Raw genomic sequence first — 18497 nt, 5'->3', positions numbered from 1 at the left:
GCCTGGCCAGCCAGGTCACGTACAGTGGACCGGTCCGCCGCGCGTGCGCGGCGACGCCGCCTTAGCTCAGTCGGTAGAGCGATTCACTCGTAATGAATAGGTCAGGAGTTCGATTCTCCTAGGCGGCTCCGCAGGTCAGGCCAGCACTCGACCCCGTACCGTACTCGCTGCGGGGCTCGATTGTGATCGTCGTGTGCTCATTTGGGTCGGCAGTGTGGCCGTGTCGCCTGTCGGGGCCGTGCGCGACGCTCGCCGCATGGACACGCAGCAGTGGCTCAGGGACGTGGAGCGGGACATCGACCGGCGAGTCGATGCCGCGATCGAGCGGGGAATGCTGACGCCCGACGAGGAGCGGCTCGAGCACGTCGACGCGCCCAACGGCGACCGCTACTACTTCAGCATCCGGTCGGCGCTCGAGGCCCGCCTCGAGAGCGAGATCGGCGAGGAGTCACAAGATCTCGGGAACAGCGATCCCGCATAGCTCCGAGCCGATAGCATTCGGGCTCACCGATCACCTAGGAGCGCTCATGGCTGAGTTGTACTGGACCAAAATGAGGGTGAAGGCCACCGGCGAAATCGGGATCGACGTGACCTGGGATGGTGACAACCTGATGTACGCCTACCTCGAGGGTTCGGAGACCGACCCCACGGGACCGGGCGGCTTCCAGCCGGCCTTGAGTCCGGCCGAACGGGCGGTCAGGCCGCGGTCCTCCCTCGCCTCGCCGCGGCGCTTGGGGTCGCCGTCGACGAGCAGCCCGAGTTCGATGAATCCACCACTCAGTTGCTCGCTCTCATCGGGCTCCTGATCCAGGCGATCCCGAGCGAAGAGCGAGCTACTCCCATCGCGCGCGTCGTCACGATTCTCGCCGAGGCTGCGGCGACACCCTCGCATGTCTCGCCAGAGCAGGAGGAAGTCAACACCCCCCGCATCCCGCTGCCGGCCGACCCCTACGGGCTTGCGGCGATGCGGGGCCCGTCGAAGGGCAAGGCGATGAAGCGTGAGACGGACGCCGCTGGCGAGGAGTCCCAGGACTCGGGAACGGATCACATTGCATGAGTGACGGAGGAGGCGACTTCGCTGGCGCTCCGCTGTGGGTTGACATCGTGGGAGCGTTCGCTCCCTTCGGCATGGCCCTCGTTGGCTTGTTCGCCGCATGGATCGCGCGCAGCTCGCTGGAGCAGCGCCGCGCGGCCGACGCCAAGTCCGAGTGGTGGCGGCGAGTCGAGTTCGCGCTTACCTTCGCCTCGCGAGACGAGAAGGAGGTGGGTCGGAACGCGGGTATGGAGCTGCTCACCGCAGAGCTCAACGACCCCCTCGCGACCGAGGAAGACAAGGAGATGCTCGCCGAAGTGGTCGACGTCCTGATTGACGAGATCGTCGCAGCGGCGGACGGGCGGGGCGAGATAGAGCCGGAGCAGGAACTTGCTGAAGACGCCGGCCGCGCCGGCGGCGCGAGGCTCCTCTCTTCGCTCATCGGCGTGTTGCACAGGAACATCAGATAGGTTGAGGCCTCACACCCACCGACGGAGGTCCGCATGACTGCGCACACCGTTTCTAGCAGTTACCACGTCAGCCGCAACCACGACGGAAGCTACGACGTGAAGATGGATTCGCGAGAGGGCGCTCGGCTTCGGGTCTACACGGAGCGAGATGCCCGGTTCCTCGAACTGGCTGACAACTTCATACTGGAAGCTCGTGGACCGAAGGACCCCGAGAAGCCAGAGAAGAAGCGGCGTCGACGCAGACGGAGCCGCTGACGCGAAGAGAGCCCCACCTCGATCATGAGGTGGGGCTCTCTTCTGCCCCGTGCGCTACACATGTCACCCCACTCCCGCATCATCGTCGGCATGCATCATCCGTGGCGACGATTCAGAGACGAGTGGGGGCACGTCAGCCTCTCCTTCACGCCGCTCGCCGATGACTTCCGTGCGCTGACCGATGGTGCAACGGTGTGGATGGATCCCACGATCCTGCAGGTCGAGAAGCGCTACGCGATCGCCCACGAGATCGTCCACTTAGAGCGCGGCGAGCCGCGCGGGGAGACCCGGCGGAGGTTCGGACCAACCGTATCGCTGCCGGTCGGCTCGACACCCTCGAAGCCCTCACGCAGGCGATCATCTGGTCCGACGATCTCGATGAAGTTGCCGACGAGCTATGGGTGACGCCGCGCATCGCCCGCGCGCGCCTCGACATCCTGCGCCCCATCGAGATCCTGTTGATCGCGCGTTTGATCGTAGATCTTCGTGACTAGGACACTCTGCCGATCACGGTTTGGCCACAGCGGCTCCTCTGGGAGAGCGCTGACCTTAACCTGCGAGTAGCCACCTTCGGCTTGACCTCAAGGACCAACTATGTCTATGCCTCCCGCGCCCGACCCGCAGGGCACCCCCTCTTCCGCGAACCTTCCGCCTCAGCCGCAGTACGGGGGCGCGCCGGCCCCCGTCCCGCAGAAGAAGAAGCGGCCGGCCAAGTGGATCGCACTGGGTTGCGGCGGATGTGGGCTCATCTTCGTCATCATCCTGATTATCGTCATCGCCGCCGGTGTGGGCGGGGGTGGCGAGGCTGATGATCCGACAAGCGCTCCCGAAACGAGCATGGAGGAGACGTCCGAGGCGGCGGAGGAGGCCACAACGGAGCCTGAGGCTGCCCCTGAGGAGACGACCCCTGCGGAGGAGGCGACAGAGGAAGCCCCCGAGGAGGCCGAGGAGCCGGCATCCGACATCCCGGATGAGGGAGAGGCGGCACTGAACCAGGCCCAGAACTACATCGACATCATGCCGTTCTCGGAGAAGGGTCTGTACGACCAGCTGACCTCCGAGTACGGCGGCCAGTTCCCTGAGGATGCCGCTCAGTACGCGGTGGACAACGTTGACGCGGACTGGAACGCTGAGGCGCTCGAGGCCGCGGAGTCCTACCGCGACACCTTGTCGATGTCGAAGGAGGCTATCCGGGATCAGCTCACCTCTGAGTACGGTGGGCAGTTCACGGAGGAGCAGGCACAGTACGCCATCGACAACCTGGAGGGCTGATCGTCTCTGCTCGCGTAGCTCGAGCCCCCGTCCGGTCGGCACTTCGCTGGCTCGACGGGGGCTCTGCGCGATCGGCTCGTGAGAGCGTTCAGGCGCTCCCCACTCTCACCAAGGAGCAACGTGTCCACACCCACGCCGAACAGGCTGAAGGGCTTCCGTCTCGTCGCCGTGGTCGCCGGTGGCGGCTGCGCGGCGCTCGTCGTGCTCCTGATGATCGTTGGGTGATCGTGTCCGCAGCGAACGGCACTCTCGGCCGTGGAGTCCCCGAGGAGACTTCTACGGCATCGTCCTCTGCCCCCGAAGTGACGACGGCGGCGAGTGAGCCTGAGGAGACGGCGGAGGCGACCCCTGAGCCTGCTGAAGGGACCAGCGCTGCGTCGTCGCCTAGCGAGGTGCCGGAGAGTTCCGCACCCCCGGCGACGTCCGCGGAGGCACCTTCGCCAGCGATTCCCGGATGCGAAGTAACGCCCGCTGACACAGCGCTCGGCGAGGACATCATGGGGACCGAGTTGCCCGATGGAGCGGTGGTCACCGCTGTCACTGAGAATCGACCGGACAGCGACGTCGATCCGTCCTTGACTTGGGTCCGGGTGGAGGTCTGCAGCGCCGGTTTAAGCGCCGAACACCATCGAGTCGTAGCGACCGACATCGCGATTGCTGCTCGTGATGCGGCAGAGGGGGGCGACCGGATCTGGCGGCTCTCTGTGGCTTCCTGGAAGGCCGTGGACGGGGCCGAGTATCCCGAACGCGAGCGGAGCCTCTACGTCGAGGACTTCTCGATGTACACCTGGGATCGCGGTGCCGCAGTGCCCCCCGAGGGCACCTGGGAAGAGAGTGGCGGCTGAGCTCAGGCGGTGAGCTGTAGGCGCTCCGCCACTCCGGCGAGCGCAGCCCGCATCATCTCGAGGTCGGCGCGCTGGTAGCCGCGCGTCGGCAGGATCGAGGCGTGGCCCATGATCGCGATGATCACCTGAGTGCCCACACCGAGGGCCATGAGGATCGTCGCCGTCGCGTGGCGGCACTCGTGCAGGTGGTATTAGCGGCCGTCAGGGTGTCGCACGCCCGCCTTCTCCTGCAGTGCTTCCCAGGAGAGCACGTCGTCCTTCGGCTGCACAGGTGTCCCATCGAGCGCGGGCCACACCAGCCGCGAGTCGGGGCGACCTCGCGGTCCCTCCACTCCGTCAGCGCAGCGACCATCCACGGCAGCAGGGGGATCGTCCGCTGGCCGCTCGCGGTCTTCCGGCGGACGAGATGCCATCGGAGGTGCACCTGCTCGTGCTCGAAGCCGACGGGCACCGAGAAGTACCGCTCCGTGCAGGATCCCGCACGCTTCTTCCCACACGTCGCCTTCCCGGCGTCGTCGAGGCAGCCGTGAGCGTAGGGGAGGGGCTGAAGTTGCCACGAGATGTCGAGGAGCCCGCGCTCGAGGTCGATGTGCTCCCACGTGAGACCGAGGCACTCGCCCTGCCGCACGCCCTGCATGAGGGCGGCGACCCAGCGGGAGCGGCGCGGGTCCGTCTCGGCGGCCTTCAGTAGTGCGATGGCGTCTGCAACGGACACCTCGGTTCGGTCGCTCTGCCCCTTCGCCGGCGGGGGCACATGGAAGATCCGGGCAGGGATCGTGTGCCCCTCGAGTGACGCCGCCTTCAGTGCGCCCATGAGGGTGGCGTGGACACGGATTGCGGTCGACTGGGCGCGCTTCGCGGACACCGCGTCGTGGACCTTCCGGATGTCGCGAGGGGAGGTTTTTCAAAGCATGGCAGCCTACCACTCGTAATGAATAGGTCGCCGGTTCGATTCCGGCAGGCGGCTCCGGATCACGGGTCCGGCCCCCTTCGAGGGGCCGGGCCTGTTCTCGTCGGCGGGGGAGGAGCCGGCGTGGACGCCCCGCTCGTTTTCTTGAGATTGTCCAGTAAGCGGGCTAGGGTGGGGATCATGACGACCACCGACCACACCTCCGCCCTGCGGAGCGTCGGCCTGCGCGTGACCGCTCCGCGGCTCGCGGCCCTGGCCGCGGTCGAGGCCCACCCGCACTCCGATGCGGAGGCGATCGCCCAGGCCGTGCGCGAGGACCTCGGCACGGTCTCACGTCAGGCCGTCTACGACGTGCTCAACGCCCTCTCCGACGCCGAGCTGCTGCGACGCGTCTCCGTCGGCGGGCGCTCCATGCGCTACGAGATGCACCGCCACGACAACCACCACCACCTGGTGTGCCGCAGCTGCGGACGTCTCGAGGACGTCCCCTGCGCCGTCGGCGCCGCGCCCTGCCTGATCCCGCACGAGGACCACGGCTTCTCGATCGAGATGGCCGATGTCGTCTATCGCGGGACCTGCAGCGACTGCCGCGAGCGCGAGGCCGCTACCCCCTGAACCCCCTGACCCGGCTCCGGCCGGATCAGGGTCCTTGACCGCCCACGACTGTCAGAACGTTTCGTCACGACCTGTCAGAAAAACCACCCCGAGGAGAACTCCATGACCCACCTGGATCCCACGGCCCATCACGACTCGACGATCCCGTCGACCACCGAGTCCGGCGCCCCCCGCGAGTCCGATGCGCACTCGCTGAGCGTCGGCGCCGACGGCCCGCTGCTGCTCCACGACGTCGCCCTGGTCGAGAAGCTCGCCCGCTTCGATCGCGAGCGCGTCCCGGAACGCAGCCCCCACGCGAAGGGCTCCGGCGCCTTCGGCGAGCTCGAGGTGACCGAGGACGTCTCGCAGTACACCAAGGCGGACCTGTTCCAGCCGGGTCGGAAGACCCCGCTGCTGCTGCGCTTCTCGACCGTCGCCGGCGAGCTCGGCTCGCCCGACACCTGGCGCGACGTGCGCGGCTTCGCGCTGAAGTTCTACACCCAGCAGGGCAACTACGACCTGGTCGGCAACAACACGCCGATCTTCTTCCTGCGCGACCCGATGAAGTTCCCCGACTTCATCCACTCCCAGAAGCGCACCCCGGACTCCGGCCTGCGCGACAACACCATGCAGTGGGACTTCTGGACCAACTCCCCCGAGAGCGCCCATCAGGTCACCTACCTCATGGGCGAGCGCGGCCTGCCGAAGTCGTGGCGGCACATGAACGGCTACGGCTCCCACACCTACATGTGGATCAACGCCTCCGGCGAGAAGTTCTGGGTCAAGTACCACTTCCACACCGATCAGGGCATGGAGTTCCTCTCGAACGAGGAGGCGGACCGTCTCGCGGGCGTGGACGGCGACTACCACCGCCGCGACCTGTTCGAGTCGATCGAGAACGGCGACTTTCCGAGCTGGACCGTCTCCGTCCAGGTGATCCCGTACGAGGACGCGAAGACCTACCGCTTCAACATCTTCGACCTCACCAAGACGGTCCCCCACCAGGACTACCCGCTGATCAAGGTCGGCCGGATCACGCTGAACAAGAACCCCCGGAACCACTTCGCGCAGATCGAGCAGGCCGCCTTCAGCCCCTCGAACACCGTGCCCGGCATCGGGCTGTCCCCGGACAAGATGCTGCTGGGGCGCTCGTTCTCCTACCCGGACGCCCAGCGCCACCGCATCGGGACCAACTTCAACCAGCTGCCGGTCAACCAGCCGGTCGTGCCCACCAACTCCTACGACAAGGAGGGGCACATGGAGTTCCTGCACTCCGGCGATGCGCCGGTCTACGCCCCGAACTCCTACGGTCGCGGCTACCAGGACGCCCAGGGTCCGGTCGAGAACGGCTGGGAGTCCGACGGCGAGATGGTCCGCGCGGCCTACACCCTCCACGCCGAGGACGGGGACTTCGTCCAGCCCGGCATCCTCGTGCGAGAGGTCTTCGACGACGCTCAGCGTGAGGGGCTGGTCGAGACGGTCTCCGGTGCGCTGAGCACCGTCGAGGAGCCGGTGCTGTCCAAGGCCTTCCAGTACTGGAAGAACGTGGACCAGGCGATCGGTGAGCGCATCGTGCAGGCAGTCATGGCCGACCAGGGCGATGACCAGCCGGGCGGCGACCCCAAGGACGCCTGAGGGTCCGGCCTCCAGGGCCGTCCGCGGGGCGACCCCTGACGCCGACGCGGCCCGTCCCCTGCGGGGGTTGGGCCGCGTCGGCGTCCGGGGGAGGGATCAGACGACGAGCACGTCGCTGGGGGAGGAGAGCAGGAGCTTCTGCACGGTCAGGCCCAGCAGGTGGCGGGCGAGGTCGTTCTGGCGGCGCACGCCGAGCACGAGCAGCTCGGCCCTCTCCTCCTCGACCACCTGCAGCAGGACGTCGGCGATGTCGTCCTCCGTGGTCTCCTGGCGGAAGGCGACGCGCACGGTGGTGCGGCGGAGCTCGTCACGGGCGATCTCGAGCTGCTGCTCGTCGGCGTGGCGGGGGTCCTCCTCGACGCCCGCGCGCAGCACGTTGACCACCACCAGCGGCCCGCCGCGCTGCTCGGCCTCCTCGCGTGCCGCGGCCAGCGCCTTGAATCCCACCTCGGTGGGGATGAATCCGACGACGACGGCCATCTGCTCTCCTGGCTGGGGTGCTCTCGGGCGACGGCCGCGACCTCGGTGTGCGGCCTGGTGCGATCCTACTGGTCCCGGGACCGTGCCGAGGGACCGTCGGCCCGGCGCTGACCGGACAGCGCCTGGATCTCATCCATGATCCGGGCGGTCAGGTGGCGTCGGCGCGCCCCCTTGGAGGCGGAGGGGTCGATCTCCTCGAGGGTGATCGGGGTGCCCACCCGGATCGTCATCTCACCGCGGCGGGGGATCAGGGAGGAGAACATGTGCTGGGTGCCCTTGACCCCGACCGGGATCACGGGGCAGCCCGACTCGAGCGCGAGCCAGGCCGCGCCCTGCTTGCCCGGGTGCAGCAGCCCGTCCTTGGAGCGGTGCCCCTCGGGGTAGACGGCGAAGCCCTCCCCGTTGCGCAGCACGTCGAGCCCGGCCTGCAGCGCGCCCTTGCCGGAGGAGAGCGCCTCGCGGTCCACCGGCACCGCGCCGACGGCGTCGAAGAACCAGCGCAGCACCGCGCCGTGCGGGCCCTTCTGCGTCCACAGCGACTCCTTGGCCACGAAGCGGATCGCTCGAGGCAGGACCACCGGGATCATGAAGCTGTCGATGTTGGCGAGGTGGTTCGAGGCGATCACGAAGCCGCCCTCGTGCGGCACGTTCTCCAGACCGCTGACCCGCGGGTTCCACAGCAGCCTCACGATCGGGCGCACGAATCCCCGCGCACCGGTGTAGAAGCGTCCGACCACTGGTCCTCCTCAGGGTTCGATCAGCGCCCCACGATAGCGCCGCGGGCGGGTGCGACGGAGCAGCGTCCCTGTGATCGTCGTCCCTGCCCGTGTGGTAGAACAGGCGTGCGATCGCGCCCGGTCCTGGTGCGATGCCGGAGACGGCCCGGCGCCCGTCGGCCCGACGGAGCAGCCGCCCCTGACTGCCGAGCCCCTCGAGGAGCCTGTCGATGCCGAAGATCCTGAACGTCGCCGTGATCGGCGCCGGAACCATGGCACAGGCCGTGCACCTGCCCGTGCTGCGCCGGCGCTGGGATCGGTTCAGCGTGGCCGCGCTGGTGGACCACTCGCCCCGTCGGCGCCGCGAGGCCTCCGAGGTGTGGGGCATCGAGGAGGAGCGCCGCTACGAGACCGTCGCGGATCTCGTCGCCGCGGTGCGCGCCCGGACCCTCTCCGTGGACGGCGTGCTGCTGTCGACCGACGGCCTCCATGTCGACGACCTGCTCGCGATCGTGCGCCGCGGCATCCCGGTGATGGTCGAGCCGCCGCTGGGCTATTCCGAGGAGGAGATCGCGAAGGTCGCCGAGTTCGAGCGGATCGCGGGACGGCGCCTGGTGATGCTGGCCCATCCCCAGCAGTACGACGACTCCGTGACCCGGATGTCCGAGCACATCGCGACCAAGGATCTGCGGATGGTGGATCACGAGGTCCTCATGCCCGCGAGCCAGCCTCTGTTCGGCCAGGCCCACGTCACCACCTCCTCCTACGACCTGCCCACGGAGCAGCGCACGGCACGGCGCAAGGCGCTCCAGGCCGCCGTCGAGGCGGGCACCGGCGACGGCGCCACCCAGCGCGACCGGGACCTGTACGTCAAGGGTCTGCTCACCGGCGTCGCCCATCAGATGGCGGTCACCGAGGCGGCCTACGGCCCGATCGAGAAGCTGGTGGCGGTACGGCACTGGCCCAAGGGGGTGATCCCCGGATCGATCGAGCTGCTCGGCGAGCTCGGCAGCGGGGCACAGGTGCGCCTGGTGTGGCACTACCTCCCCTTCGCGCCCGAGTACTCCGAGACTCTGCAGGTGCTCTCCGCCCGGCGCCGCATGCGCCTGGAGCTTCCCGCGCCCTCCCACGGCGACGCGCGCTCGACGGTCTCGCTGCGGGAGAAGAAGTCGGGCGTGGTCCAGGAGATCGCGACCACCGCGCCGAAGGGCTCGGCCGAGCTGATGTGGGAGGCCTTCCACGCCTTCGTCGAGAAGGGCGAGGCGCCGCGTGCCGGCGCCGCCGAGGCGCTGCGCCAGGTGGCGCTGCTGCGCGAAGTGCTCGCCACCATCGTGGAGGCCGACGGCCGCAGCCTCGAGGCAGAGCCGGAGCAGGACTCCGGGACCGAGGAGGCGCCCGGGGCAGAGGAGACGGCAGAGGCTGAGGAGCCGTCGGCCCAGCCGGAGGAGCCGTCGGCCGAGTCGGCGACCGCGAACGCGGGACCCACGGACGAGGAGCCCGCCGACGGGGCGTCCGCCCCCTCCGCGACCGTCGAGGTCGAGCTGCCCGGGGCGGAGTCCGCGCCCGAGACCCTCGAGCAGCCCGTGGCGCCGAGCACCGAGGAGGTCGTCGACGCCTGGTCCGGCGGCGCCGAGGGCGCACCGGGCGCGGCCGAGGACGCACCGCCCGCGGCCGCGGACCCCGCCGCCGCGAAGGACCCGCGGCGCTGAGACGTCCCGTCGGCCCTGCCGCGCCGTCGGCCCCGGCGGTCCGCAGACCGTCGAAGAGAGCCCCCGTCGTCCCCTGCCGGGGAGGGCGGGGGCTCTCCACGTCGGCTCCCTGCGTCCGGGCCCCGGACCGGTGGTCCGCGGCCCGGATCCGGCGCCCCGACGGGGGACGGCCGGGGGATGGACGGGGGACGGCGGGGGACACGCCGATGCCACGCCCGCGACACGCCGGTGCGCGCGCGGGACACGCCGGGAGACACCTCACTCGGAGGCCTGTTCCGACCGCTCCGGGAGCGGTGCGGACGGCGCCTGTCCACCGCCGTCGTCGGCCGCCCGGAGCGCCGTCCACAGCGGGTTGTGCACGTATCAGCGGTGCTCGCACGGGAGGCGGCCGCTCCGTCCCCAGCGAGCACCCCTCCATCCACATGCTGTCAACAACGCATTGTGGATGACACTCCTGTAGTTCAGTACATCTTGTGGTCGTCGCGCCGAGTCACCACTAGGTGTAGTGTTGACGTTGTCGCGGCGCACAGGGCTCCTGCGGGAGTCCACAGCCTCGCGACACGGTCCTCCGACCTCCTGAACATCTCCTTCTCGCCCCTGTCCTGCGCCTTGGCGCGACGCTCCTGAAAGGCACTTCCCTTGGACATCACCGTGTACTCGAAGCCCCTCTGCGTGCAGTGCGATGCCACCAAGCGCGCGCTGAACAAGGCGGGCGTCGCCTACGACGTCGTCGACATCACCGAGGACGCCGACGCGCTCGCGAAGGTGAAGTCCCTCGGCTACGTCCAGGCGCCCGTCGTCATCACGGGCGAGGACCACTGGTCGGGCTTCCGCCCCGACAAGATCAAGGCGCTCGCGGGCGTCGGCGCCGAGCAGCGCCGCACCGCCGCGATCTGAGAGGCCGGGGAGGCGTCGGCGTGACCCGTCTCGTCTACTTCTCCTCGGTGTCCGGCAACACCAAGCGCTTCGTCGAGAAGCTCGGCCTGCCGGCCCATCGGATCCCGCTCTACCCCAAGGACGATCCCCTCGTCGTCGACGAGGACTTCGTCCTGCTGGTCCCGACCTACGGCGGGGGCAACGGCCGGGGCGCCGTGCCCAAGCAGGTCATCAAGTTCCTCAACGATGAACGCAACCGACGGCACATCCGCGGTGTGATCAGCGCGGGGAACACCAACTTCGGGGAGGCCTACTGCTTGGCCGGGGACATCATCTCCGCCAAGTGCCAGGTCCCCCACATGTACAAGTTCGAACTGTTCGGCACTCCGCGCGATGTGACGCGGGTCCACGACGGATTGGAAGAGTTTTGGCGACACTGACCGAGATGCCCCCGGTCGAGCACAACAGGCAGCTCGACTACCACGCGCTGAACGCGATGCTGAACCTGTACGGCCCGGACGGCAGCATCCAGTTCGAGAAGGACCGCGAGGCCGCGCGGGAGTACTTCCTGCAGCACGTGAACCCCAACACGGTGTTCTTCCACTCGCTGCGCGAGAAGATGGACTACCTCGTCGAGAACGACTACTACGAGCCGGAGGTGCTCGAGCAGTACGAGTTCTCCTTCATCGAGTCGCTCTCCGAGCAGGCCTTCGCGAAGAAGTTCCGCTTCCCCACCTTCCTCGGCGCGTTCAAGTACTACACCTCGTACACGCTGAAGACCTTCGACGGCAAGCGGTACCTCGAGCGCTTCGAGGACCGCGTGGTGATGGTCGCCCTGACCCTCGCGCGCGGCGACGAGCAGCTCGCCCGCAACCTCGTCGACGAGATCCTCGACGGCCGCTTCCAGCCGGCCACCCCCACCTTCCTCAACGCCGGCAAGGCCCAGCGCGGCGAGCTCGTCTCGTGCTTCCTGCTGCGCATCGAGGACAACATGGAGTCCATCGGCCGCTCCATCAACTCCGCGCTGCAGCTGTCCAAGCGCGGCGGCGGTGTCGCGCTGCTGCTGAGCAACCTGCGCGAGTACGGTGCGCCGATCAAGCACATCGAGAACCAGTCCAGCGGCGTCATCCCCGTCATGAAGCTGCTCGAGGACTCCTTCTCCTACGCCAACCAGCTCGGCGCGCGTCAGGGCGCCGGTGCGGTGTACCTCAACGCCCACCACCCCGACATCCTGCGCTTCCTGGACACCAAGCGCGAGAACGCCGACGAGAAGATCCGCATCAAGACCCTGTCCCTCGGCGTCGTGATCCCCGACATCACCTTCGAGCTCGCGAAGAACAACGAGCCGATGTACCTGTTCTCCCCGTACGACGTGGAGCGCGAGTACGGCAAGCCCTTCGCGGACGTGAACGTCTCGGAGGTCTACCACGAGATGGTGGACAACCCCCGCATCTCGAAGAAGAAGATCAAGGCCCGCGACTTCTTCCAGGTCCTCGCCGAGATCCAGTTCGAGTCCGGCTACCCGTACATCATGTTCGAGGACACCGTGAACCGTGCGAACCCCATCGCCGGCAAGGTGACCCACTCGAACCTGTGCTCCGAGATCCTGCAGGTCTCCACGCCCTCCACCATGAACGTCGACCTCACGTACGACGAGATGGGCCGGGACATCTCGTGCAACCTCGGCTCGCTGAACATCGCCAAGGCGATGGACTCCCCGGACTTCGCCCAGACCATCGAGACCGCGATCCGCGGCCTCACCGCGGTCTCGGACACCTCCGACATCGAGTCCGTGCCCACGATCGCCGAGGGCAACCGGAAGTCCCACGCCATCGGCCTCGGCCAGATGAACCTCCACGGCTATCTCGCCCGGGAGCGGGTGTTCTACGGCTCGGAGGAGGGCATCGACTTCACCAACATGTACTTCTACGCGGTCACCTATCACGCGATCCTCGCGTCGATGAAGCTCGCGAAGGAGCGCCAGGAGAAGTTCTACGACTTCGAGAACTCGAAGTACGCCACCGGCGAGTACTTCCAGAAGTACACCGAGCAGGTGTGGGAGCCGGCGACCGACAAGGTCCGCGAGCTGTTCGCGAACTCGAACGTGCACCTGCCCACCCAGGACGACTGGAAGCAGCTGCAGGCCGAGGTCGCCGAGCACGGGATGTACAACGCCTACCTGCAGGCCGTGCCGCCCACGGGCTCGATCTCGTACATCAACCACTCCACCTCCTCGATCCACCCGATCGTCTCCAAGATCGAGATCCGCAAGGAGGGCAAGATCGGCCGGGTGTACTACCCCGCGCCGTACATGACCAACGACAACCTCGAGTACTACGAGGACGCGTACGAGATCGGCTACGAGAAGATCATCGACACCTACGCCGCGGCCACGCAGCACGTGGACCAGGGCCTGTCGCTGACGCTGTTCTTCAAGGACACCGCCACCACGCGCGACGTCAACCGAGCGCAGATCTACGCCTGGCGCAAGGGCATCAAGACCCTGTACTACATCCGCCTGCGCCAGATGGCGATCGAGGGCACCGAGGTCGAGGGCTGCGTCAGCTGCATGCTGTGACGCCCTGACCCGCAGCGAGCGGCCCGTTCCCGGAGAGATCCGGGGGCGGGCCGTTCGTCACATGCCCGACGGATGCGGCGTCAGTCGAGGAACGTGTCGATCGTGGAGTCGGCGGGGGACGCCCCGACATAGCTGCCGACCAGGTCTCCGGTGATGCCGCCGACGACGCCGTCGATCCCGATGTTCTCCTTCAGGTTCTGCCAGAACTCGCCGAACGAGACGTCACCCCAGTCGGCGCCCAGGAACGAGGCGGCAGATGACGTGCCTGCTTCCATGGGGGCCGGGCCCCCGGTCGGCGCCGCGGGCTCAGAACCACCTTGTGACCCTGCAAGGGCGGAGCCGTCTTCCTGCTCCTCGACGTGGGCGTCGAGATCCCCGCCGCGGGTCCTCAGCGACTCGGCGGCGGTGGTGAGCTGACCGCGGACTGACGAGTCGAAGGCGGTGGCGAAGCCCTTCGCATCAGGTCCGATCCAGTCCGTGCCGACGACTGCGCCGACCCGCGTGGAGAGCGACTCGAGAAGAGTGCTGAGGGATTCTGCGCGCTCGGTGAATCGGCCGGCGAGGTCGGTGACCTCGGCAGTGTTCATCCCCTGGAATGCGGTCATGGTTGCTCCACCCGTCTGGCACGCACAGTTCGACTGGTCACGTCGACGGTGTCCGGTGCGGGGCGAGGACGACATAGGGAGAGGTCTCCATGCGGTGAGGGGAGGATAGCGGCATGGATCTCTCGCTCGCCCTGATCGCGCTGGCACTGTTCCTCCTCGGCGGTGCACTCGCAGTCCTCGCGATGCTGTGTCGTGTCGGTCGAGGACGGGTCTTCCGCGCCTGGGTCGACACTCACGGCGTGGGGCCGGGCCGAGGATTCGCCTACGCGGAGACCACGGTGCTCGTGCTGCTGCCGCTGTGCACGCAGACCATCTTCGTGGCCGGCGGGGTGGTGGGGCTTGCCTCCGTCGAAGTGCTGCGTGAGACGACGACATCGGTCCTGGCGCCGGCCGCAGTGGTCCTCGAAGTGCTGATCTGGGTCGTGCTGCTCCTCGAGATCGGCTACCGCTCCGTGCTTCCGCTGTGGATCTATCCTGCGTGGCTGCGTCCGCAGCGACGCCGTGACCGGGAACTCATCCGCGCACGGTGAGGAGGGGCCGCAGCATCTCACGAGCTGCGTCGGTCGGATCCGCCCCGACGAAGCGCCCACTGCCTTCCTCGGACACGATCAGATAGCGACCGCGCACCCGCAGGAGGACTCCTTGGCGGTCGCCGTCGACCCGCCGGCGGACGAGCTGGACGGCCCGCGGCGGGGCTGCCTCGAGCGCCGGATCCGACACCGGCGCCAGCACGGTCGCCGCCTCCAGCAGATAGCCCCATGCCCTGTCGCGGGAGCTGCTCGAGCTCGCCCTGGTTGAGCTCGAAGATCCCGCCGTCGCCCCGCACATCATGCGCCGCGCCCGGCGCCTCCCACCCGACGCGCTCCCCGTCGGCCTCGACGAGATGGTGCGGCCGTACCTGGACCATGAGCTCGACGAGAGCCGACTGCAGCCGGGGCTCATGCTGGAGCGCTTGGCAGAGGCTTCCGGCAAGGGGTGAGTCGGCCGACGCGGGAATCGGGGGGATCAGGCCGCCGAGTGCTGCAGCTGGACCGTCATCGCGCCTTGTTGACGGTCCGGAGGCAGCACTCGGTGGTCTGCGACGGGCTCAGCGCGTCGCCGGCGTCTGGTCGATCTTCCCGTAGGTCATCCGGCGCAGCAGCCTCTCGGCCGGGCCGCGCATCCCGCGCGCGCCCATCCACGCCGCGATCGGCAGGGACACCAGCCACACCGCGAACGCGATCGCGAGCGCCGGGGCCGTGGACAGCGTCCCCCCGAGCCCGAGACCCCAGGAGGCCATCAGCGGCGCGAGCAGCAGCGACTGGAACAGGTAGAAGGTCAGCGAGCGCTGCCCCGCCGCGGCGAGGGTCCGCTCGACCGCGCCGGGCTCGCGGCCGCGGTCCGGTGCGCTCTCCTCGCGCGGCACGCCGTAGGCGCGCTCGGCGGGGGAGAGGTCCCGGTCGGCCGACGGGTCGGGGCGCGAGGTGTCGGCGACGGGGGCCCTGCCCTCGAGGCGCAGGGTGAGCAGCCCGAACAGGGCCGCGTAGCCGATGCCGCAGGCGATGCCGGTGAGCGAGGTGAGCCCCGTCAGCATCCACGGCGCCGCGGCGGGCAGCTCGTAGTGGCCGAGGATCGCGAGCGCCTCCGGCACGCCGCCGAGCCAGCCGATCGCGATGCCGATCACCGCAGTGCGCCGCAGCAGGCGCACGTGACGCCACGGCTCGTCGAGGATCCGTCGGCGGGCCGCGAGCCAGCCCAGCAGGATCGGCAGCGGCGCCCCCATCAGCGCTGCGAAGGGCAGCGACACCGCCCACAGCCCGAGCCGGTACAGCACCGAGACGAGATAGGGGGTGTCGTAGGCGAGGGGACGGGTGAAGCCGGTGCCCATGTCCGTCGCCGCCATCCCGGCAGTCACCTCCGCCGGTACGAAGTACGTCAGGACCAGGCCGCTGACCAGGCTGAACAGCGCGAACAGCGCCATCACCGCCGCGAGCACGACCACCCAGATCCGCAGGGTGCGGCAGCGTCGGCCGAAGAACCACCACACCAGCACCAGGGCGCTGACCGCGTACACCCCGAGGATGTCGCCGTAGAACAGCAGCGCCGCGTGCAGCGCGCCCAGCAGCAGCATCGCCCAGTGTCGGCGGCGCATCATCGTGCGCACCGCGCCGGGGGCGAGCCCGCGGTCGATCCGCGAGCGGTAGAACTGCACCATCCCGTAGCCGAACAGGAACGCGAACAGCGGCATCGCCCGATGGTCAACCGCGACCGTCATCACCGCCTGGGCGATCGAGTCCAGCGGCCCGTCGGCCGGGATGTGCGGGGTGCCGCCGACGGATTCCGTCGAGCGCCACAGGTACCAGGAGACGTTGGCCACCGCGATCAGCGCGAGCATCAGCCCGCGCGCCACATCGGGGGCCAGGGAGCGCGGCGGTGCGGACCCCGGCGCGGAGGGCGCGGCGGCGGATCCTGCGGCGGCGACGGCGGCGCCGTCGGCCGGGAGGGGAACGGGTGCGGAGGTCACGGCGGGGCCTTCCGGAAGGTGCGGGCGTCGTCGGCTCCACGCTAGAGCGGCGGAGGCCGAACGCCCCACGACGAAAGTCATGGATGCGGGTGCGTATTCCCCGTCGATCGGTGGTCTGTCCCACCGCCGACGCGGCGGGCCACCGGCGCGGCGGTCACCCCGGATGCCTAGACTGGAGAGCACCCGACGACGACCCTTGAGGAGCAAGTGAGGCTGCGGTGAACGACCACCTGAAGACGACGGTCCAGGCGATCAACTGGAACCGGATCCCGGACCCGAAGGACCAGGAGGTCTGGGACCGCCTGACCGGCAACTTCTGGCTTCCCGAGAAGGTGCCGCTGTCCAACGACGTCCAGTCCTGGAACCGTCTGCCCGAGTCCGAGCAGCAGCTGGTGATGCGCGTGTTCACGGGCCTGACCCTGCTGGACACGGTGCAGGGCACCGTCGGCGCGGTCTCCCTGATCCCCGACGCGATCACGCCCCACGAGGAGGCGGTGTACACCAACATCGCGTTCATGGAGTCCGTGCACGCGAAGTCGTACTCCCAGATCTTCTCGACGCTGTCGAACACCAAGCAGATCGACGAGGCCTTCCGCTGGAGCGAGTTCAACGAGCCGCTGCAGAAGAAGGCGAACATCGTCATGGACTACTACCAGGGCGACGACCCGGAGAAGCGCAAGGTCGCCTCGACCCTGCTGGAGTCCTTCCTCTTCTACTCCGGCTTCTACCTGCCCATGCACTACTCCAGCCGCGGCGAGCTGACGAACACGGCGGACATCATCCGCCTGATCATCCGCGACGAGGCCGTGCACGGCTACTACATCGGCTACAAGTTCCAGAAGGCCGTGGAGAAGGCCGACGCCGCCCGCCAGGCGGAGCTGAAGGACTACACCTTCTCGCTGCTCATGGAGCTGTACGACAACGAGGAGGAGTACACCGAGGACCTCTACGACCCGGTCGGCTGGACCGAGGAGGTCAAGACCTTCCTGCGCTACAACGCGAACAAGGCGCTGATGAACCTCGGCTACGAGGCCCTGTTCCCGCAGGACCAGGTCGAGGTGAACCCCGCGATCCTCGCCTCGCTCTCCCCGAACGCGGACGAGAACCACGACTTCTTCTCCGGCTCCGGCTCGAGCTACGTCATGGGCAAGGCCGTCGAGACCGAGGACGACGACTGGGACTTCTGAGCCCCGGCCGCCGCGGAGACCCGGAGACGCAGCACGCTGCCCCTCCGGGCCTCCGGCCATCCGCCTGCGCTGGGATCGACCCGCTGCCGCACGCCCTGTTCCGGCCCGTCGATCCGCACGGGCGAGGCCTCGCGATCGTGCGCGACCCGATCGCGGTGCGGGAGGATCCGGCGGCGACCTGGCGCTGGCTCGTGCCGCTGAAGTCCGTGCCCGATCGGTACGTGCCGTGAGCGCAGGTCTCCCTGCCGACATGCTGCGTCTCCACCCCGTCAGGGCCGACGCCGACCGCGTCCTCGCCGCCCACGTCGCCGACGTGGTGGGCGTGCAGCCCGACGAGATCCGGGTGGGACGGCACTGCCCGTCCTGCGGCGCGGTCTCCCACGGCCGGCCCTGGGCGCGGGTCGTGGGCACAGCCGACGGGGGCACGGGAAACTGGGGCAGGGCGGACGGGCGGGCGACCGCAGGGCGAGACGCTGCCACGAGCCCGCGTCCGGTGCTCGGCGTGAGCCTCTCCCGCTCGGGCCCTCATCTGCTCACCGCCGTGCGCGCCGGCGGCGGGATCGGGGTGGACCTCGAGGAGATCGCGGCGGTCGACCGCGGCTGGGACCCCGCCCTCGTGCTGCATTCGGCGGAGGCCGGCCAGGACCGCACCGCCGAGGGCCGGGCCCTGATCTGGGCCGGCAAGGAGGCGGTGCTCAAGCTCCTCGGCACCGGGCTGCGCACCCCGATGTCCGAGGTGCGCCTCGCGGAGCATGATCTGCGCGAGGCGGGGGCGCCGGCAGGGTTCGTGGCGCAGGTGGCGCTGGCGCAGGAGTGACCGCGCCCCGCC

General features: G+C 68.9%; 22 protein-coding genes and 1 tRNA gene. 17 read left to right on the top strand and 6 right to left on the bottom strand.

Going from position 1 to position 18497, the window contains the following annotated elements; translation table 11 throughout:
- The first annotated feature begins 55 nt into the window (after nucleotides 1–55).
- From L3K22_RS08120 to L3K22_RS08085, 8 genes are all read left to right on the top strand, one after another.
- Nucleotides 56–128, top strand: a tRNA-Thr gene (locus tag L3K22_RS08120).
- A gap of 128 nt (nucleotides 129–256) precedes the next feature.
- On the top strand, nucleotides 257–481 hold the full coding sequence (locus L3K22_RS08115; protein WP_259883349.1) for a hypothetical protein: 225 nt from the start codon (nucleotides 257–259) through the stop codon (nucleotides 479–481).
- A gap of 46 nt (nucleotides 482–527) precedes the next feature.
- Nucleotides 528–806 (top strand): hypothetical protein, encoded by a 279-nt coding sequence (locus L3K22_RS08110; protein WP_259883350.1) that lies wholly within the window; start codon nucleotides 528–530, stop codon nucleotides 804–806.
- Nucleotides 782–1057, top strand: a complete 276-nt coding sequence (locus L3K22_RS08105; protein ID WP_263310916.1) for a hypothetical protein — start codon at nucleotides 782–784, stop codon at nucleotides 1055–1057. The genes L3K22_RS08110 and L3K22_RS08105 overlap by 25 nt, the downstream gene beginning before the upstream one ends.
- Nucleotides 1054–1503 carry a hypothetical protein gene (locus L3K22_RS08100; protein ID WP_259883352.1) on the top strand — a complete coding sequence of 150 codons (450 nt, stop codon included), beginning with the start codon at nucleotides 1054–1056 and terminating at the stop codon, nucleotides 1501–1503. The genes L3K22_RS08105 and L3K22_RS08100 overlap by 4 nt, the downstream gene beginning before the upstream one ends.
- A gap of 345 nt (nucleotides 1504–1848) precedes the next feature.
- Nucleotides 1849–2163 (top strand): hypothetical protein, encoded by a 315-nt coding sequence (locus L3K22_RS08095; protein WP_259883354.1) that lies wholly within the window; start codon nucleotides 1849–1851, stop codon nucleotides 2161–2163.
- 189 nt (nucleotides 2164–2352) lie between these two features.
- Nucleotides 2353–3030, top strand: coding sequence for an Ltp family lipoprotein (locus tag L3K22_RS08090; protein WP_263310915.1), 678 nt, complete (start codon nucleotides 2353–2355; stop codon nucleotides 3028–3030).
- Between the two features lie 497 nt (nucleotides 3031–3527).
- Nucleotides 3528–3875, top strand: coding sequence for a hypothetical protein (locus tag L3K22_RS08085; protein WP_263310914.1), 348 nt, complete (start codon nucleotides 3528–3530; stop codon nucleotides 3873–3875).
- A gap of 2 nt (nucleotides 3876–3877) precedes the next feature.
- On the opposite strand, the gene L3K22_RS08080 is transcribed toward L3K22_RS08085, so the two are convergent.
- On the bottom strand, nucleotides 3878–4024 hold the full coding sequence (locus L3K22_RS08080) for a hypothetical protein (RefSeq protein WP_259883358.1): 147 nt from the start codon (nucleotides 4022–4024) through the stop codon (nucleotides 3878–3880).
- On the bottom strand, nucleotides 3997–4740 hold the full coding sequence (locus L3K22_RS08075) for a site-specific integrase (protein WP_263310913.1): 744 nt from the start codon (nucleotides 4738–4740) through the stop codon (nucleotides 3997–3999). Before L3K22_RS08075 ends, L3K22_RS08080 begins: the two co-directional genes overlap by 28 nt.
- 225 nt (nucleotides 4741–4965) lie before the next feature.
- Here L3K22_RS08075 and L3K22_RS08070 point away from each other — a divergent pair, with 225 nt between their 5' ends.
- A complete protein-coding gene (locus L3K22_RS08070; protein WP_263310912.1) occupies nucleotides 4966–5400 on the top strand; it encodes a Fur family transcriptional regulator in 435 nt (144 codons plus the stop codon).
- Between the two features lie 102 nt (nucleotides 5401–5502).
- A complete protein-coding gene (locus L3K22_RS08065; protein ID WP_259883360.1) occupies nucleotides 5503–7014 on the top strand; it encodes a catalase in 1512 nt (503 codons plus the stop codon).
- Between the two features lie 96 nt (nucleotides 7015–7110).
- Here L3K22_RS08065 and L3K22_RS08060 read toward each other — a convergent pair whose 3' ends face one another.
- A complete protein-coding gene (locus L3K22_RS08060; RefSeq protein WP_010550469.1) occupies nucleotides 7111–7494 on the bottom strand; it encodes a universal stress protein in 384 nt (127 codons plus the stop codon).
- 65 nt (nucleotides 7495–7559) lie between these two features.
- On the bottom strand, nucleotides 7560–8231 hold the full coding sequence (locus tag L3K22_RS08055; protein ID WP_259883809.1) for a lysophospholipid acyltransferase family protein: 672 nt from the start codon (nucleotides 8229–8231) through the stop codon (nucleotides 7560–7562).
- Nucleotides 8232–8440: 209 nt separating this feature from the next.
- On the opposite strand from L3K22_RS08055, the gene L3K22_RS08050 reads away from it, so the two are divergent.
- From L3K22_RS08050 to nrdE, 4 genes are all read left to right on the top strand, one after another.
- Complete coding sequence (locus tag L3K22_RS08050; RefSeq protein ID WP_263310911.1) at nucleotides 8441–9919, top strand: Gfo/Idh/MocA family protein; 1479 nt, start codon at nucleotides 8441–8443, stop codon at nucleotides 9917–9919.
- Nucleotides 9920–10558: 639 nt separating this feature from the next.
- Nucleotides 10559–10816, top strand: a complete 258-nt coding sequence (gene nrdH / locus L3K22_RS08045; protein WP_010550466.1) for a glutaredoxin-like protein NrdH — start codon at nucleotides 10559–10561, stop codon at nucleotides 10814–10816.
- A gap of 20 nt (nucleotides 10817–10836) precedes the next feature.
- On the top strand, nucleotides 10837–11235 hold the full coding sequence (gene nrdI, locus L3K22_RS08040) for a class Ib ribonucleoside-diphosphate reductase assembly flavoprotein NrdI (protein ID WP_010550465.1): 399 nt from the start codon (nucleotides 10837–10839) through the stop codon (nucleotides 11233–11235).
- A gap of 5 nt (nucleotides 11236–11240) precedes the next feature.
- Complete coding sequence (nrdE, locus tag L3K22_RS08035) at nucleotides 11241–13373, top strand: class 1b ribonucleoside-diphosphate reductase subunit alpha (RefSeq protein WP_263310910.1); 2133 nt, start codon at nucleotides 11241–11243, stop codon at nucleotides 13371–13373.
- Between the two features lie 80 nt (nucleotides 13374–13453).
- Here the strand turns inward: nrdE and L3K22_RS08030 are convergent, their stop codons facing one another.
- Nucleotides 13454–13978, bottom strand: coding sequence for a hypothetical protein (locus L3K22_RS08030; RefSeq protein WP_263310909.1), 525 nt, complete (start codon nucleotides 13976–13978; stop codon nucleotides 13454–13456).
- Nucleotides 13979–14091: 113 nt separating this feature from the next.
- On the opposite strand from L3K22_RS08030, the gene L3K22_RS08025 reads away from it, so the two are divergent.
- The gene (locus L3K22_RS08025; RefSeq protein WP_263310908.1) at nucleotides 14092–14508 is read left to right on the top strand and encodes a hypothetical protein; all 417 of its coding nucleotides are present in this window, start codon (nucleotides 14092–14094) and stop codon (nucleotides 14506–14508) included.
- 557 nt (nucleotides 14509–15065) lie between these two features.
- Here the strand turns inward: L3K22_RS08025 and L3K22_RS08020 are convergent.
- The gene (locus L3K22_RS08020; RefSeq protein WP_263310907.1) at nucleotides 15066–16481 is read right to left on the bottom strand and encodes a DUF418 domain-containing protein; all 1416 of its coding nucleotides are present in this window, start codon (nucleotides 16479–16481) and stop codon (nucleotides 15066–15068) included.
- Nucleotides 16482–16699: 218 nt separating this feature from the next.
- Here L3K22_RS08020 and nrdF point away from each other — a divergent pair, with 218 nt between their 5' ends.
- Complete coding sequence (gene nrdF, locus L3K22_RS08015) at nucleotides 16700–17668, top strand: class 1b ribonucleoside-diphosphate reductase subunit beta (protein WP_263310906.1); 969 nt, start codon at nucleotides 16700–16702, stop codon at nucleotides 17666–17668.
- A 226-nt stretch (nucleotides 17669–17894) separates the two neighbouring features.
- Nucleotides 17895–18485, top strand: a complete 591-nt coding sequence (locus L3K22_RS08010) for a 4'-phosphopantetheinyl transferase family protein (RefSeq protein WP_263310905.1) — start codon at nucleotides 17895–17897, stop codon at nucleotides 18483–18485.
- Nucleotides 18486–18497: the final 12 nt, after the last annotated feature.

The organism is Brachybacterium atlanticum (assembly GCF_025669985.1).
In the GTDB taxonomy this organism is placed as follows: Bacteria; Actinomycetota; Actinomycetes; order Actinomycetales; family Dermabacteraceae; genus Brachybacterium; species Brachybacterium conglomeratum.
Note: the sequence above shows the minus strand (reverse complement) of the source record. Positions and strands in the feature narration are given on the sequence as shown.